Source organism: Marinobacter pelagius (assembly GCF_900114925.1).
Taxonomy (GTDB): domain Bacteria; phylum Pseudomonadota; class Gammaproteobacteria; order Pseudomonadales; family Oleiphilaceae; genus Marinobacter; species Marinobacter pelagius.
Genome location: NZ_FOUR01000002.1, coordinates 389,406 through 404,515, shown reverse-complemented (window position 1 = coordinate 404,515; position 15,110 = coordinate 389,406). Strand labels below are relative to the sequence as shown.

Annotated in this window: 11 protein-coding genes; 6 read left to right on the top strand and 5 right to left on the bottom strand. The window is 60.2% G+C overall.

Annotation, left to right across the window (positions count from 1 at the left end):
- Positions 1 to 47: 47 nt before the first annotated feature.
- The gene (locus tag BM254_RS06065; RefSeq protein WP_092000200.1) at positions 48 to 2,972 is read left to right on the top strand and encodes an insulinase family protein; all 2,925 of its coding nucleotides are present in this window, start codon (positions 48 to 50) and stop codon (positions 2,970 to 2,972) included.
- Between the two features lie 213 nt (positions 2,973 to 3,185).
- Here the strand turns inward: BM254_RS06065 and ppsR are convergent, their stop codons facing one another.
- Positions 3,186 to 4,001 carry a posphoenolpyruvate synthetase regulatory kinase/phosphorylase PpsR gene (gene ppsR / locus BM254_RS06060; RefSeq protein ID WP_092000197.1) on the bottom strand — a complete coding sequence of 272 codons (816 nt, stop codon included), beginning with the start codon at positions 3,999 to 4,001 and terminating at the stop codon, positions 3,186 to 3,188.
- A gap of 171 nt (positions 4,002 to 4,172) precedes the next feature.
- Here ppsR and ppsA point away from each other — a divergent pair, with 171 nt between their 5' ends.
- Both ppsA and rraA read left to right on the top strand, forming a co-directional pair.
- The gene (gene ppsA, locus BM254_RS06055; RefSeq protein ID WP_092000194.1) at positions 4,173 to 6,545 is read left to right on the top strand and encodes a phosphoenolpyruvate synthase; all 2,373 of its coding nucleotides are present in this window, start codon (positions 4,173 to 4,175) and stop codon (positions 6,543 to 6,545) included.
- 30 nt (positions 6,546 to 6,575) lie between these two features.
- The gene (rraA, locus tag BM254_RS06050; RefSeq protein ID WP_092000191.1) at positions 6,576 to 7,055 is read left to right on the top strand and encodes a ribonuclease E activity regulator RraA; all 480 of its coding nucleotides are present in this window, start codon (positions 6,576 to 6,578) and stop codon (positions 7,053 to 7,055) included.
- Positions 7,056 to 7,135: 80 nt separating this feature from the next.
- Here rraA and BM254_RS06045 read toward each other — a convergent pair whose 3' ends face one another.
- On the bottom strand, positions 7,136 to 7,804 hold the full coding sequence (locus BM254_RS06045) for a TIGR04211 family SH3 domain-containing protein (RefSeq protein ID WP_092000188.1): 669 nt from the start codon (positions 7,802 to 7,804) through the stop codon (positions 7,136 to 7,138).
- A 121-nt stretch (positions 7,805 to 7,925) separates the two neighbouring features.
- Positions 7,926 to 8,225, bottom strand: a complete 300-nt coding sequence (locus BM254_RS06040) for a YciI family protein (protein ID WP_092000185.1) — start codon at positions 8,223 to 8,225, stop codon at positions 7,926 to 7,928.
- 30 nt (positions 8,226 to 8,255) lie between these two features.
- On the opposite strand from BM254_RS06040, the gene BM254_RS06035 reads away from it, so the two are divergent.
- Complete coding sequence (locus BM254_RS06035) at positions 8,256 to 9,134, top strand: PHP domain-containing protein (protein WP_092000182.1); 879 nt, start codon at positions 8,256 to 8,258, stop codon at positions 9,132 to 9,134.
- Here the strand turns inward: BM254_RS06035 and BM254_RS06030 are convergent.
- Positions 9,131 to 9,673, bottom strand: coding sequence for a YecA/YgfB family protein (locus BM254_RS06030; RefSeq protein ID WP_092000179.1), 543 nt, complete (start codon positions 9,671 to 9,673; stop codon positions 9,131 to 9,133). The genes BM254_RS06035 and BM254_RS06030 overlap by 4 nt on opposite strands.
- A gap of 3 nt (positions 9,674 to 9,676) precedes the next feature.
- Positions 9,677 to 12,766 carry a ribonuclease E gene (gene rne / locus BM254_RS06025; RefSeq protein ID WP_092000176.1) on the bottom strand — a complete coding sequence of 1,030 codons (3,090 nt, stop codon included), beginning with the start codon at positions 12,764 to 12,766 and terminating at the stop codon, positions 9,677 to 9,679.
- Between the two features lie 597 nt (positions 12,767 to 13,363).
- Here rne and rluC point away from each other — a divergent pair.
- Both rluC and BM254_RS06015 read left to right on the top strand, forming a co-directional pair.
- Positions 13,364 to 14,437, top strand: coding sequence for a 23S rRNA pseudouridine(955/2504/2580) synthase RluC (rluC, locus tag BM254_RS06020; RefSeq protein ID WP_092000171.1), 1,074 nt, complete (start codon positions 13,364 to 13,366; stop codon positions 14,435 to 14,437).
- Entirely contained in the window at positions 14,434 to 15,081 is a 648-nt protein-coding gene (locus BM254_RS06015; RefSeq protein WP_092000167.1) for an HAD family hydrolase, read from the top strand. The genes rluC and BM254_RS06015 overlap by 4 nt, the downstream gene beginning before the upstream one ends.
- Positions 15,082 to 15,110 lie beyond the last annotated feature (29 nt).

Here is a 15,110-nt window from a genome sequence, read left to right as displayed (position 1 = left end):
CGTGTTACCCTACAAGTCTCCATTTGTTTAAAGACAGGATAGATTGAATGGCTGCTGTGATCGAGAACGCAAACCATCCGGCCTTTGAGAAGCTACGCAGTCACCGGATTGACACTCTCAACCTGGAGGTTGAGGAGTACCGTCACAAGAAGACCGGTGCCCGCCACCTGCACCTGGCGGCGGACAACGACGAGAACGTGTTCTTCGTTGCCCTGCGCACCTTCCCGATGGACTCCACCGGCGTGGCCCATATCCTGGAACACACGGCCCTGTGTGGCAGTGAGAAGTATCCGGTGCGGGACCCGTTCTTCATGATGATCCGCCGGTCCCTGAACACTTTCATGAATGCCTTCACCAGCAGTGACTGGACGGCCTATCCGTTTGCCAGCATGAACCGGAAGGACTTCGACAATCTGCTCTCGGTTTACCTGGATTCGGTGTTCTTTTCCAAGCTGGATCCCCTGGATTTTGCCCAGGAAGGTCATCGGCTGGAATTCGAGAAGCCGGACGATCCCAACACCGATCTGGTGTATCGCGGTGTGGTGTACAACGAGATGAAGGGCGCCATGAGCGCACCGACCTCCCAGCTATGGCAGAACCTCAGCAGCCACCTGTTCCCCACTACTACCTATCATTACAACAGTGGCGGTGAGCCGGACCACATCGTCGATCTTAGCTATGACGACCTGGTCAACTTCTATCGCCATCACTATCACCCGAGCAACGCGATCTTTGCTACCTATGGCAATATCCCGGCCCACGAGCATCACGAGCGCTTCGAGGAACTGGCACTGAAGCGGTTCGACAAGCTGGATATCGAATTGCCGGTCCGCGATGAGAAGCGGATGTTCAGCCCGGTCCGGGTGGAGCAGGGTTATGCCGTGAACGAGGGTGAGGGCACCGAGAACAAGACCCATATCGTGACGGGTTGGTTGCTCGGCCACAGTTTTGACTTGCTGGAAAACATGGAAGGCCAGCTGCTGTCCGCCGTGTTGTTGGAGAACAGCGCGTCCCCGCTGATGCGGGCGCTGGAAACCACCGATCTCGGTCACGCGCCGTCGCCCATGTGTGGTCTCGAAGACTCCAACCGGGAGATGACCTTCGTCTGTGGTATCGAGGGTAGTGAGCCGGACAAGCACAAGGAACTCGAGACACTGATCGAGAACACCCTGCAGAAAGTGGTTGAAGAGGGTGTCAGCGAGGAACGGCTGGAAGCAATCCTGCACCAGCTGGAACTGCATCAGCGGGAAATCGCCGGCGACCAGTTCCCCTATGGTCTGCAGCTGATCATGAGCGCCATTGCGCCGATGGTTCATGGCGGCGATCCGGTGGAACTGCTGGACCTGGAGCCGGTACTGGCCACCCTGCGGGAGAAGATCAAGGATCCGGAGTATGTGCCGGGCCTGATTCGCCGCAAGCTGCTGGAGAACCCGCACCGGGTCACCCTGACCCTGCGCCCGGATGAGAAGCTGGAGTCCCGTCGCCAGCAGGCAATCCGCGAAGCGCTGGCCCGTCGCAAAGCCACGCTGACAGAGGAAGAGGCTCAACAGATTGTTGAACGTGCCCGCGCCCTCGAAGAGCGCCAGATGCGCAAGGATGACGATTCCATCCTGCCCAAGGTGGATCTGTCTGATGTGCCCCTTCAGATGCCTGAGCCGGAGTGCCGCTATGACGGCGATATTTCCGCGACGGTTTACGCCCGCGGTACCAACGGCCTGGTCTATGAGCAGGTGGTAGTGCCGGTTCCGACGCTGACCGAAGAAGATCTTCTGTTCCTGCCGTACTACACCACGCTGATCTCGGAGGTCGGCTGTGGTGATCTGGATTACCTGCAGATGCAGGACCGGATTTCCGCGGAATCCGGTGGCATCAGTGCGGCCTTCAGTGCCAAGGGCAAGATCGATGACGTGCAGGATGTCTCGGGCTACCTGATATTCAGTGGCAAGGCCCTGGCCCGCAACCGCGGTAAGCTCACACGACTGCTACATGACGTCTACAACGGTGCACGCTTTGACGAGAAGGACCGTATCCGGGAAATCATTGCCCAGATCCGGGCCCGTCGGGTTCAGGCAGTGACCGGCAGTGGCCACGCTTTGGCCATGGGAGCTGCCTCCCAGGGGCTAAGTGCGGGCGCCTGGCTGGCGTACCGTCTTGGTGGCCTGGCGGGAATTCGCGGCACCAAGCAGCTGGATGAAGCCCTGAACGATCCAGAGGAGCTCGAAGCCTTCTGCGGCCGCTTGGCCGCGCTGCACGAGAAGATCCGGAACCAGCAGCGTCAGTTCCTGGTGATCGGCGAAGACGAGCAGCTGCCTGCCATGGTAGATGACCTCAAATCCTGCTGGCAGGGCGAGCCCGATGGCAGCGCGGAAACCTGGCGCATGGACCCGGTGGATTACACCACCCGGGAAGCCTGGCTGACCTCCACCCAGGTGAACTTCTGCGCCAAGGCCTATCAGACCGTGCCGGTGGATCATCCCGACGCGGCGGCATTGACCGTGCTTGGTGGATTCCTGCGTAACGGTTACCTGCACCGTGCCATTCGTGAGAAGGGTGGTGCTTACGGTGGTGGCGCCGGGCAGGACAGCGTCAATGGCGTGTTCCGTTTCTTCTCCTACCGGGATCCCCGGCTGGGTGAGACGCTGGAAGACTTCGACAAGGCTCTGGATTGGTTGCAGGAAACCGACCACGAATACCAGGAGCTGGAGGAGTCCATCCTCGGCGTCATCGGCCAGCTCGACCGCCCGCGGTCACCGGCCGGCGCTGCGCGGCATGCGTTCCATAACAAGCTGTTCGGCCGCTCACCCGAGCAGCGCGCCCGGTTCCGGGAGAGGGTTCTGGCCGTGACCCTGGATGACCTGAAGCGAGTGGCCAGCACCTGGCTGGTGCCGGAGAAGGCCAGCACCGCGGTGGTGACCAGCTCCGATAACCGGGAGATGGTGAAAGATCTGGGGCTGGATATTCAGGAGTTGTAGGCGAGGTGAAAAAGGGGTCAGAAGAAAGCGTTCTTCCGACCCCGACTTCAGACCTGGCCTCGGAGTTGCGCCGTAAAAACGGGGTCAGATGAAAGCCTTCATCTGACCCCAACTTCACTTTTCGTCCGAGCTCCGGGTTGGCGCCCTAAGACGGGGTCAGATGAAAGCTTTCATCTGACCCCAACTTCACCTAAGACCCCGCCTCCAAACTCGTCACCGATGCCGCTTCAGCCCGGTCGTCACCATAATCCTCGTCGAAATCTCCTCCACCGAATACGCCGTGGTATTCAGGTAGGGAATCCGCTCCCGCCGGTACATCAGCTCAATCTCTTCGATTTCATGCATGCACTGCTGGATGGACGAGTAGCGCGAGTTTGGGCGGCGTTCATTGCGGATGGTAGCCAGGCGCTCGGGGTCGATGGTCAGGCCGAACAGTTTTTCCCGGTGGGGACGCAGGGCTTTGGGCATGCGCTGGTCGGCCAGGTCCTCGTCGGTAATCGGGTAATTGGCGGCTTTTACGCCATACTGCAGGGCAAGGTAGAGGCAGGTAGGTGTCTTGCCACTGCGGGACGCCCCGATCAGGATCAGGTCCGCTTCGTCATAATGGCGGGTGCGGGCGCCATCGTCGTTGTCCAGGGCGAAGTTCACGGCCTTGATCCGGCGCTCGTAGCTGCCTTCGTTGTTGATCGAGTGACTTTTGCCTACGGTGTAGGAAGAGGAGGCATTCAGTTCCTGTTCCAGCGGATTGAGGAAGGTGCCGAAGATGTCGACCATGAAGCCGTCGGCCCGGGAGATGATTTCCCGGATGTCGCTGTCGACAATGGTGTCGAACACCAGCGGCCGTTCGCCGTCGGTCTCGGAGGCCTTGTTGATCCGGGTTACCATGGCCCGGGCTTTGTCCTCGTCATCGATGTAGGGAACGGTCACGCGCTCGAAGTCGATTTTCTCGAATTGGGCCAAAAGTGCGTGGCCGAGGGCTTCGGCGGTCAGGCCGGTGCCGTCGGAGATGAAGAAGGCAGTACGTTTCATGGTGAGTGTCCGGTTCCAAATCTGACAGTGAGTGCCCTAGGTAATTTCCGCAGGTTACAGTATCATACACGCCAAGTTCGAGACTCCGCAGTGGATATTGCCTGCATTTGCCGCTGAATATCGCTGGCCCGGTTTTGCTCTTTGCTTCACAGACTCTAAGGGAGACGCGCTTTGGAAGATTACATCATCTGGTTTGATCACCTCGGAATGTCTGATGTCGACCGGGTAGGCGGAAAGAACGCCTCCCTGGGCGAAATGATCAGTAATCTCGCCAACGCAGGTGTCACCGTTCCCGGCGGTTTTGCCACGACAGCTCACGCCTACCGTGAGTTCCTGGCAACCGACGGCCTCAAGGACAAGATCGATGATGCCCTCGAGAAGCTGGACGTTAACGACGTGAACGAACTGGCCCGCGTCGGTTCCCAGATTCGCCAATGGGTGATTGATACCGATTTGCCGGATGTCCTGGAAAAGCCGTTGGCAGAGGCTTATGCCAAGCTGCAGGACGGAAACGAGCACATGGCGGTTGCGGTTCGCTCGTCTGCCACGGCAGAAGACCTCCCGGACGCTTCTTTCGCCGGGCAGCAGGAAACCTTCCTGAACGTGGTGGGCCTCCAGCAGGTGCGTCGCGCGGTCAAGGAGGTTTTTGCCTCCCTGTTCAATGATCGGGCCATTTCCTACCGGGTACACCACGGCTTCGACCACAAGCTGGTGGCTCTGTCCGCCGGTATCCAGAAGATGGTGCGCAGTGAGACCGCGGCCAGTGGCGTAATGTTCACCCTGGACACCGAATCCGGCTTCCGGGACGTCGTCTTCATTACCTCCTCCTACGGCCTGGGTGAGACCGTGGTCCAGGGTGCCGTGAACCCGGACGAGTTCTATGTTCACAAGCCGACCCTGGAAGCCCGTCGCCCGGCGGTGCTGCGCCGTAACCTGGGCAGCAAGGCGATCAAGATGGTTTACCATTCCAGTCCCGGTGAAGGCGAGTACGTGGAGACCGTCAAGGTCGACCAGGAAGACCGTAACCGCTTCTCCATTACCGATGCCGAGGTGGAAGAGCTGGCCAGGCAGGCCATGATCATCGAGAAACACTACGACCGTCCGATGGACATCGAGTGGGCGAAGGATGGTGACGATGGCAAGATCTACATCGTCCAGGCGCGTCCGGAGACCGTGAAGAGCCGGGCCGCCGCCAATGTCATGGAGCGTTACCTGCTGAACGAAACCGGCAAGGTGCTGGTGGAAGGCCGCAGTATCGGCCACAAGATCGGCAGTGGCCCCGTGAAAATCATCACCAGCATCAACGAGATGGATCGCGTACAGCCGGGTGATGTTCTGGTTACCGACATGACCGACCCGGACTGGGAGCCGGTCATGAAGCGTGCCTCCGCGATTGTTACCGATCGGGGCGGCCGGACCTGTCACGCTGCCATCATTGCCCGGGAGCTGGGTATTCCGGCCGTGGTGGGCTGTGGTGATGCTACCGAAGTGCTGAAAGACGGCCAGGAAGTGACGGTCTCCTGCGCCGAGGGTGACACCGGCATGATCTACGAGGGTGCGCTGGATTTCGAGCTGCGCGAGAACACCGTGGATTCCATGCCGAATATCCCGTTCAAGATCATGATGAACGTCGGCAACCCGGACCGTGCGTTCGATTTCCAGGCACTGCCAAACGAAGGCGTTGGCCTGGCACGCCTGGAGTTCATCATCAACCGGATGATCGGTGTGCATCCGAAGGCGCTGCTGAACTTTGACGGCCTGCCACGGGATATCAAACAGACCGTGGAGAAGCGTATTGCCGGCTATGCCTCGCCGGTGGACTTCTACGTGGACAAGCTGGTGGAGGGTATTTCCACCCTGGCAGCCGCGTTTGCACCAAAGAAAGTGATCGTTCGTCTGTCCGACTTCAAATCCAACGAGTACGCAAACCTCATCGGCGGCACCCTGTACGAGCCGGATGAAGAGAACCCGATGCTGGGCTTCCGGGGTGCTTCCCGCTACATCTCCGATACCTTCCGGGACTGCTTCGAGCTCGAGTGCCGTGCCCTGAAGAAAGTGCGCAACGAGATGGGCCTGACCAACGTGGAAGTGATGGTGCCGTTCGTACGGACCGTCGGTGAAGCGGAGCAGGTGGTCAATCTGCTGGCCGAGAATGGTCTGAAGCGTGGCGATAATGGCCTGCGGGTGATCATGATGTGCGAGCTGCCGGCCAACGCCTTGCTGGCAGACCAGTTCCTCGAGCACTTTGACGGTTTCTCCATCGGGTCCAACGACCTGACCCAGCTGACCCTGGGGCTGGACCGCGACTCCGGCATCATCGCCCACCTGTTCGATGAGCGGAACGATGCGGTCAAGTTGCTGCTGTCCTACGCTATCCAGGCCTGCAGGAAGGCTGGCAAGTACATCGGTATCTGCGGTCAGGGCCCGTCGGACCATCCGGATCTGGCCAAGTGGCTGATGGACCAGGGTATTGATTCCGTCTCCCTGAACCCGGATTCAGTTCTGGATACCTGGTTCTTCCTGGCAGACGAGAAGATCGACTGATTCCATTTCCGGACAAAGGAGAGAGACAACATGGCAGACATCATTACCCCGGATCTGTGTGACGAGTTTCCGGAAGTCCAGGTAGTCGAGCCCGGTTTCAACAACTACGGTGGCGTGAAAAACTTTGGCGGTGAGATTGTCACCGTGAAGTGCTTCGAGGATAACTCCGTGGTCAAGGAGCAGGTGGGTCAGCCCGGACATGGCCGCGTCATGGTGGTTGATGGCGGTGCGTCAAAGCGTAACGCACTGCTGGGCGACATGCTGGCGGAGAAGGCGGCCAGCAATGGCTGGGCCGGCCTGATCATCTATGGCTGCATCCGTGATGTGGACGAGATCGGTCAGACCAACCTGGGTGTGCAGGCGCTGGGCACCGTTCCGCGGAAAACCGAGAAGCGGGGCATCGGTGATCTGAACATTCCGGTCACCTTCCACGGAGTGACGTTTCATCCCGGGCATTACGTGTATGCCGATAATAACGGCATCATCGTCTCCGAGAAGCCGCTGGTCTGATCCGGCGGTCAGAGACGAAGAAGGGCGGCCCGCGGGCCGCCCTTCTTTTTTGCGCGAAAGTGTTGGTCTGAGCGGGATGATCAGGCCCAGTTGTCGGTCTTGCGCGTGGGCTTGAGCATCGGGACGATCAGCGCCAGCAGGACGCCGCCAAACACCAAACCTGCTCCAAGCAGCATGAAGTCGGACTCCTTGCCCGCCTCCAGCCGTTCGTTTTCGGCGGTCAGTACTTCCAGGTCGTTGCGGAGCTTCTGGTTCTCCTCGTTCAACTCCCGGTTGCGGCGTTCCAGATTGATGGAATCGGCGGCAATGCTCTTGATCCGCTGCAGCTCTTCCTGCAGCTCCTGGGAGCGGCTGGAGAGATTTGACTCAGCGTTCTCCAGGGCATTGCGCTCCTCCGTTACCTCGGAGAGTTGCTCCTTGACCTGGGTGAGTTCGGTCTTGGTCTGCTCCAGTTCCCGGTTGGCGGCCTGAAGGCGGTCGGCTGCAATGGGGGTGTTGCTCAGGTACTGGCTTGACACCCAGCCCTCGGTTCCCTTAGGCGTACGGACCTTCGTGTAGCTATCCCCGGTTTCGATAACCTCCAGCGGTGTGCCACTGGGTACGGCGTTCTCGATAATCCGGTACTGGGTACCGGCGCCGGAACGAACCGGAAGGTAGAGCTGGTCATCAACCCATACGGTTCTGGCCTGGGCGGCTGCGATAGATGATACGATGAACAACAGACTGATGATCAGGCGAAAAGGCGTCACGGATTACATTCCCAGAATTGGATAGTGAAAAACACCAGATGTTAAAAGCGCAATTTTGTCATAGTTGACCTGCGGTTCAAGCAGGTCACCATTACAATAAACTCATGCGCGGGCCGGCGTTTCAGGGCAATACCGCCTTAAAAGGTTTAACCGTTACTTTCTGGTACACGCCGGCCTCGATGTAGGGGTCGGCATCGGCCCAGGCCTGGGCTGCTTCGAGTGAGTCGAACTCGGCAATCACCAGGCTGCCGGTAAATCCAGCTTCGCCGGGCTCAGGCGTGTCAATCGCCGGGTGTGGCCCGGCAACGAGTAACCGGCCCTCCGATTTCAGTGCCTGCAGTCGCTCCAGGTGAGCCGGGCGCGCAGATTGGCGAAGGGCAAGGCTGTTTTCGATATCCTCACTGATAATGGCGTAATACATGAAGCTCTCTCAACCGTTTAAGGATTTTTTGTGACTATACCCCAACCCCCGACTTTGTGCATTGATCTGCACTGCCACAGCACGGCCTCGGACGGTGCCCTGGCACCGACGGACCTGGTTGCCCGTGCTGCCGAAAAGGGGGTGACGCACCTGGCCTTGACCGATCACGATACCCTGAACGGCCTACCGGAAGCGGCAAGGGCAGCAAGTGAATCCGGAATCACGCTGGTGTCCGGAATCGAATTGTCCTGTCTCTGGAAAGGCCGGACGATCCATGTTGTCGGCCTGGATTTCGATCGGGAGGACCCGGCATTCACAGCCAGGGTCGCGCAGCAGACGGATAACCGCCGGGCGAGGGCAGCCATGATTGCCGAACGGCTCCAGCGCCTGAAGGTGCCGGACCTGTTGGAACGGGCGACCGCCAGGGCTGGCGGCGATGTGCCTGGGCGCCCCCATTTTGCCGAGGCGCTGATCGAGGCGGGTGTTGTCCGTAATGCCGCCCAGGCCTTCAAGCGGTACCTGGGTGCCGGAAAACCCGGTGATGTGCGTGCTTACTGGCCGGAATTGCCGGAGGTGGTGCAGTGGATCACCGATGCCGGTGGTATTGCGGTGCTGGCGCATCCGCGCAAGTACAAGCTGACGGCGACCAAGCTTCGGGAACTGACTGCGGAGTTTCGCAGGGCCGGAGGGCAGGGCATCGAGGTGTCCACCTCGGGTCAGTCAAGCGGTGATCTTGGCTTTCTCGCGGAACTGTGCCGGCGCAATGAAATGTGGGCATCCCAGGGTAGTGATTTCCACTTTCCGGGAGCACCCTGGTGTGAGCTGGGGAATATCATGAAAATGCCAGACGGGCTGGAGCCGGTCTGGCATCATTTTCACGAACCTGCGGGTGTTGCGGCTCCGGCTTAGTCCGGAGCGTGAAACAGCAGGTAGAGGTCGGTCAGTGAATCCGGGATGGCGTCGGCCATCTGGCGGGACAGTTTGTCGCTGTTCCTGACCTTCTGGAAGTCCTCGTCGTCGAACAGACCGGACAGGGTTAGCATGGGAACCATGAGGTCTGCGGTTTCCTCCTCGCTGGCGGCGTCCAGCCACTCCTCCTCATGCTCCAGGAACGTTTCCACGAATCCTGCACACCAGTTTTCCAGTGCGTTCATCGGATCGCCGTCCTCCGGCTCCGGCAGTTCCAGGGCCTGCCCCATATCCAGGGCGTGGGCCATGTCCTTTGCCAGCTGAGTGACACTGCGACGGAATACCTCGGGGATTTCACCACCGGGCACCTGCTCGGTGCCGGTGGCGAGGCGGAAGATATCTTCCGCGCTCAGCTCAACCGGGCCGACGACGCTGGCGCAAACCACGCCGTGGAGCCCGAAAAAGTCCAGGGCGTCATCACCCCAGGGCTCCGCAAACAGGATGTCTTCCAGCGCTTCTATGTCGGAATTGGATAGCATTTATCAGTTACTCCCGGCCTTTTGGGCTTCTTCCGCTGCTCGCTGACGGCGACGGACTTCACGTGGATCATTATAGGCCCGGCCCGGCGTAACCGGCAGGTCCAGTTCCGGCTTTCCGCTCTCACCCTGGAAAATCCGGGGCCCTTCGGACGCCTTCGGTTCCGGAGCACTCTGCGCGGGTGCCTTTTCTTCCTTCGGCTTTTCAGCTTCGGGCTTGCTGGCGGACTTTGGCTCGGGCTCTTTGGCCTCTGGCTCCGCTTTCGGGGCCTGACCCTCGGGCTTCTCGGCTTTCTCAGCCTGCGGGGCCTCCTTCTTCGGAGCTTTTACTTGCTCTTCCGCTTTGGGGCTCACCGCCTCTGGCTGTTTTTCGGCCTTCGGCTGCTCTGCTTTTGCCGGTTCGGCTTTGGTTGCCTCGGCTTTGTCAGACTCGGCTTTCACAGACTCCTTTTTTGGGGTCTGCGGCTTGGGCTCTTGGGGGCTCGCTGCCTCGGGCTTGCGCTCCTCGGCCTTGGCTGCATCAGCTTTGGCGGGCGCCTGTTTAGGCTCCTCGGCTTTGGCAACCTCCTGTTTGGGAGTTTTGGCTTCCGCCTTTGCAGGTTTTTCACCCTGATCCGCCTTCTCGGTCTTCTCGGTCTTCTCGGCCTTGGCGGGTGCTTTCTGCTCTTCGGCCTTTTCAGAAGCTACGCCGGCTGCGGGACGGGATTCCTGCTTGGACTCCGGGGCTTTCTCCGGTGCAGATGACCGTGCTTCGGCCTTCTGCTCGGTGCCCTTGTCCGCAGTAACAGCTGCCTTTTCCGGCTCAGCCGCTTTCTCGGGCTGAGTGTCCTTCTGGTGCTTGTCGCTGCGAGCGGCCTTGCGGTCTGACGGAGTGCTGGCAGGGGCCTCGGCCGGGGAGCCGTCGCGGTTACGCTGGCGGCGCGGCTTGCGGGGCTTGTCACCGCCGGAACCTTTCTGGGCAGTCTCCTTCTGCTCTTTGGGCGGCTGCTGATCCTTCTGGGGCTTGGCCTGCTGCTGGTCCTTCTGGCCGCGGCTATCCTTTTGCTCGCGGTTGTCCTTCTGGTCACGCTGCGGACGGTTACGGCCCTGACTGCGGCCTTTGCTGTCCTTGCTGTCCTTGCGACCTTCGGCACTCTTGTCCTGGCCCTTGTCGCCACCCTGACGGGCCTGGCCACCACGGTTCTGGTCATCGCTGCGTCCGCGACCGCGGTTGCGGGCGTCATCACTACGGCTTTGCTGCTGGCCGCCCTGGCGGCGATCACCGCTGCGGTTGCCGCCGGAGCGCTGGTCATCCCGGGCTACCCGGGACTTGCGACGGTCCTGGGTTCTGCGATCCTGACGCTGCGGGCGCTTGCTTTGCTCGCGTTCTTCGCCTTGCTGGCTCTCGCCGCCGAAGAAGCAGGCGATCTTGCGACCGAGCCGACGGAACAGGCCTTCCTCCTGGGCCGCGGCTTCTGCCACGGTGGGAGTCGGTGTCGGCGCCGGTGCAGATGGACGGATGGCTTTGACGGCCGCCTGTTCGCGTACCGGCTTCTCGGCGCTGGGCGCTTCAAAGATTTCTTCTTCGCGCTCGCTGTATTCCTGGGCTACCTGGTGGCTCGAGATGTGCTCGGGCGTGGTTTCGTCCTGGCGGAGACGCAGGATTTCGAAGTGCGGGGTTTCCATGTGCGGCACCGGAACCACCACGACCTGTACGTTCTGGCGTGACTCGATGTCGGCAAGTTGCTTGCGCTTTTCGTTCAGCAGGAAGGTGGCAACGGATACCGGCACGACGGCTCGGACCTCGCCGGTCTTCTCCTTGGAAGACTCCTCGTAGATCAGACGCATGATGCTCAGGGCCAGTGATTCTATGCCACGAATGGTGCCCTGGCCTTCACAGCGCGGGCAGACCTCGCTGCGGGTCTCACCCAGGGATGGACGCAGGCGCTGGCGGGACATTTCCAGCAGGCCGAAACGGGAGATCTTGCCGACCTGGACCCGTGCCCGGTCGATCTCCAGCGCTTCGCGCATCTTCTGTTCCACTTCGCGCTGGTGCTTGGCCGGAGTCATGTCGATGAAGTCGATCACGATCAGACCGCCCATATCCCGCAGGCGCAGCTGGCGGGCGATTTCTTCTGCCGCTTCCAGGTTCGTCTGCAGGGCGGTTTCCTCGATATCGTGTCCCTTGGTGGCGCGGGAGGAGTTGATGTCGATGGAAACCAGTGCCTCGGTGGGGTCGATCACGATCGAGCCGCCGGAGGGCAGCTTCACTTCGCGCTGGAAGGCGGTTTCGATCTGGCCTTCGATCTGGTAACGGCTGAACAGGGGAATCTCGTCCTTGTACAGCTTGATCTTGTTCTCGAAGGTGGGCATCACGGCGCGCACGAAGTTGAGCACGTCCTCGTAGACGTTTTCGGCATCGATCAGCACTTCGCCGATATCCTGGCGAAGATAGTCACGCACGGCGCGGATGATGACGTTGCTTTCCTGGTGGATCAGGAAGGGGGCCTTGCGCTCACCGGCGGCCTGGGTGATGGCCTCCCAGAACTGGACCAGGTAGTCGAGGTCCCACTGGAGTTCTTCGGTGGTACGGCCGATGCCGGCGGTACGAACGATAATGCCCATGGCCTTTGGGACCTGGACATTGTTCATGGCTTCCTTGAGCTGGGCCCGTTCCTCGCCCTCGATGCGGCGTGAGATGCCACCGGCACGGGGGTTGTTAGGCATCAGCACCAGGTAACGGCCGGCCAGGGAGATGAACGTGGTCAGGGCGGCGCCCTTGTTGCCGCGCTCTTCCTTGTCGACCTGGACGATGACTTCCTGGCCTTCGGAGACCACGTCCTTGATGTTGATCTTGCCCTCGATCTGGCCCGGGGACTTCTTGAAGTATTCCTTGGAAATTTCCTTCAGGGGCAAGAAGCCGTGGCGCTCGGCGCCGAAATCCACGAAAGCAGCTTCCAGGCTGGGCTCTACACGGGTAATCCGACCCTTGTAGATGTTGGCTTTCTTCTGCTCGCGGGAGCTGGATTCGATATCGAGGTCAAACAGACGCTGGCCATCGACCAGGGCTACGCGCAACTCTTCAGGATGAGTTGCATTTATGAGCATTCTTTTCATGGAAAGAAAGGGTTCCTGTCGTTTGATTTTGACAGAAAACCGGGGGGATTCGCATCAGCGAAGCGAAACGTGCGTGCCGCGAGCCTGTTACAACTAAGGCAGCCGGCGGCCCAGACCGAATCAGACCCTTGTGGGGCGTGATTCCGTTGGTTCAGTACCACCGCCGACGGTCCTTCTGCCTGTTGGCAGGGAGGGGTCGTATAGGGTGAATGTCTGTTGACGCATGTTATCCGTTTTCAGGTTCACACAAGTGCCTGGGTCTCACGTCGTATTGGTAAGCTGGACGGCCCGGCCTTGCGTGGCAATGATTCTTCGCGATGTCGCCCGTCGGTTTTCCGCACGGTTCCTGTTCTCCCGGAGGTTCCTGCCAGCCTTTCATCGGTCTGCGGAAGCGTATTCCGGAAGCATTTCCTGCGCCGTTCCCGGTATCTGATCGGGCACCGGCGTTCAAACTCTCTGATAGTGTCGGTATACTTCTGCCGCTCCGGCTTCTGGCTCGAGTAGGCCAGGCCGTAGACAAACGGCAGAGCACGCCGGAATATAACAGTATTACAGCAGCTGTTCAATCCTCAAAACGCGTCGTCCGCAAGGAACTCCATGTCACGCAAGCCTGTTGCGAAAAAACACGCCCGATCCCGTCAGCGACCACCGGCGCCAACTGCCGGGAATAATAAAGAAGGTGCCGGCACGCAGCCTTCCGGGGTTGGGCAGGAAGTGCGTCAGGGGGTCCAGTGGGTTACGGTCGATGAGGATAACGACGACCAAAGGGTGGATAATTTCCTGATGTCCCGGTTGCGGGGCGTACCGAGGAGTATCATTTACCGCATCGTTCGCAAGGGCGAAGTCCGGGTGAACAAGGGCCGGGTCAAACCGGATACCCGGCTGCGGGCCGGTGATACCGTCCGTATCCCGCCGATTGTGCGCAAGGAGAAGCCGGAACAGGTGAAGCCCGGCAGCCGGGTGCAGGGTGTCATGGAAGCGGCGGTCATTTTCGAGAACGAGCAGATGCTCGTGGTGAACAAGCCCTCCGGTATTGCGGTTCATGGCGGAAGCGGGCTGAGTTTTGGCCTTATCGAGGTGCTCCGGTCGGCACGGCCCGACAGTCGTTTTCTGGAGCTGGTGCATCGGCTGGATCGCGATACCTCCGGTCTGGTGATGATTGCCAAGAAGCGCTCGGCGCTACGTTACCTGCAGGACGAGTTGCGCCAGAAGCGGGTGCGCAAGTTCTACCACGCCCTGGTTGCCGGAAGCTGGCCGGAAGGCGTGGGTCGGGTAAACGAACCCCTGCTGCGATACGAGATGCCCAACGGGGAGCGCCGGGTTCGGGTCGACAAGGCGGGCAAGGAGTCGCTGACCACGTTCTGGTGCCTGGAGCGGTTCCAGGGCTACACCCTGGTTGAGGCCTCGCCGGTGACCGGCCGGACCCACCAGATCCGGGTGCACAGTGCCTGGGCGGGTCATCCGATCGCGGGCGATGACAAGTATATGGATGAAGTGAGTATGAAAGCCTTCCGTTCCATTGGCGGGCAGCGGCTGATGCTTCATGCCAGGGCCCTGGAATTCCGGCTGCCGGGCAGTGATGAGCCGATGCGGCTTGAAGCGCCCTACGATGAAGCTTTTGAACGCGTGCTCCGGACCCTCGGGGCCCGCAAGACAGGATCAGAGAAATGAAAGTAAAAGTAGTGATATTTGACTGGGACGGCACCCTGGTGGATTCCGTTGACCACATCGCCGACAGTCTGCACCAGGCGGCCACCGAGCTGGGCTATCCGGAGCTGGAACGCGAGGCCTACCGGGATATTATCGGTCTGGGCATGGTTGAAGCGCTGGAGAAACTGTACCCGGGCATCTCCCGGGATGAGATGAGCACGATCCGTGAGGGGTACGCCCGCTATTTTTTCAGCAAGGTGACCACGCCCCAGAATGTATTTGAAGGCATGGCCGAGTTGGTTGCGGACCTGCGGGAGTTCGGGCGTAGCTGCTCGGTCGCCACCGGCAAGAGTCGCCGGGGGCTTGAAAGCGCGCTGGTCACCAGTGGTCTGGGTGAGCACTTCGACATTACCCGGTGCGCCGATGAGACCCGCTCCAAGCCGGATCCTGCCATGTTGAAGGAAATTCTGGAATTTTATCGGATTGAGCCGTCCGAGGCGGTGATGATTGGCGATACCCGCTATGATCTTGAGATGGCTCGCCGTATCGGTATGCCCTCGATCGGTGTCGAGTGGGGGGTGCACAAGCGGGACGTGCTGGGGGAATACGACCCCCATGCCATCGTTGAATCAGTGCCGGATCTTCGTCGCATTCTGGGACTCTGAGCCCGGTAGTGCCAATGCAGTTGCTGACA

Coding starts and splice junctions, on each gene's coding strand:
- BM254_RS06015 (WP_092000167.1), top strand. CDS start 14,434: ATGAAAGTAAAAGTAGTGATATTTGACTGGGACGGCACCCTGGTGGAT.
- ppsR (WP_092000197.1), bottom strand. CDS start 4,001: ATGAAACGTACTGCCTTCTTCATCTCCGACGGCACCGGCCTGACCGCC.
- BM254_RS06065 (WP_092000200.1), top strand. CDS start 48: ATGGCTGCTGTGATCGAGAACGCAAACCATCCGGCCTTTGAGAAGCTA.
- rne (WP_092000176.1), bottom strand. CDS start 12,766: ATGAAAAGAATGCTCATAAATGCAACTCATCCTGAAGAGTTGCGCGTA.
- rraA (WP_092000191.1), top strand. CDS start 6,576: ATGGCAGACATCATTACCCCGGATCTGTGTGACGAGTTTCCGGAAGTC.
- rluC (WP_092000171.1), top strand. CDS start 13,364: ATGTCACGCAAGCCTGTTGCGAAAAAACACGCCCGATCCCGTCAGCGA.
- BM254_RS06040 (WP_092000185.1), bottom strand. CDS start 8,225: ATGTATTACGCCATTATCAGTGAGGATATCGAAAACAGCCTTGCCCTT.
- BM254_RS06030 (WP_092000179.1), bottom strand. CDS start 9,673: ATGCTATCCAATTCCGACATAGAAGCGCTGGAAGACATCCTGTTTGCG.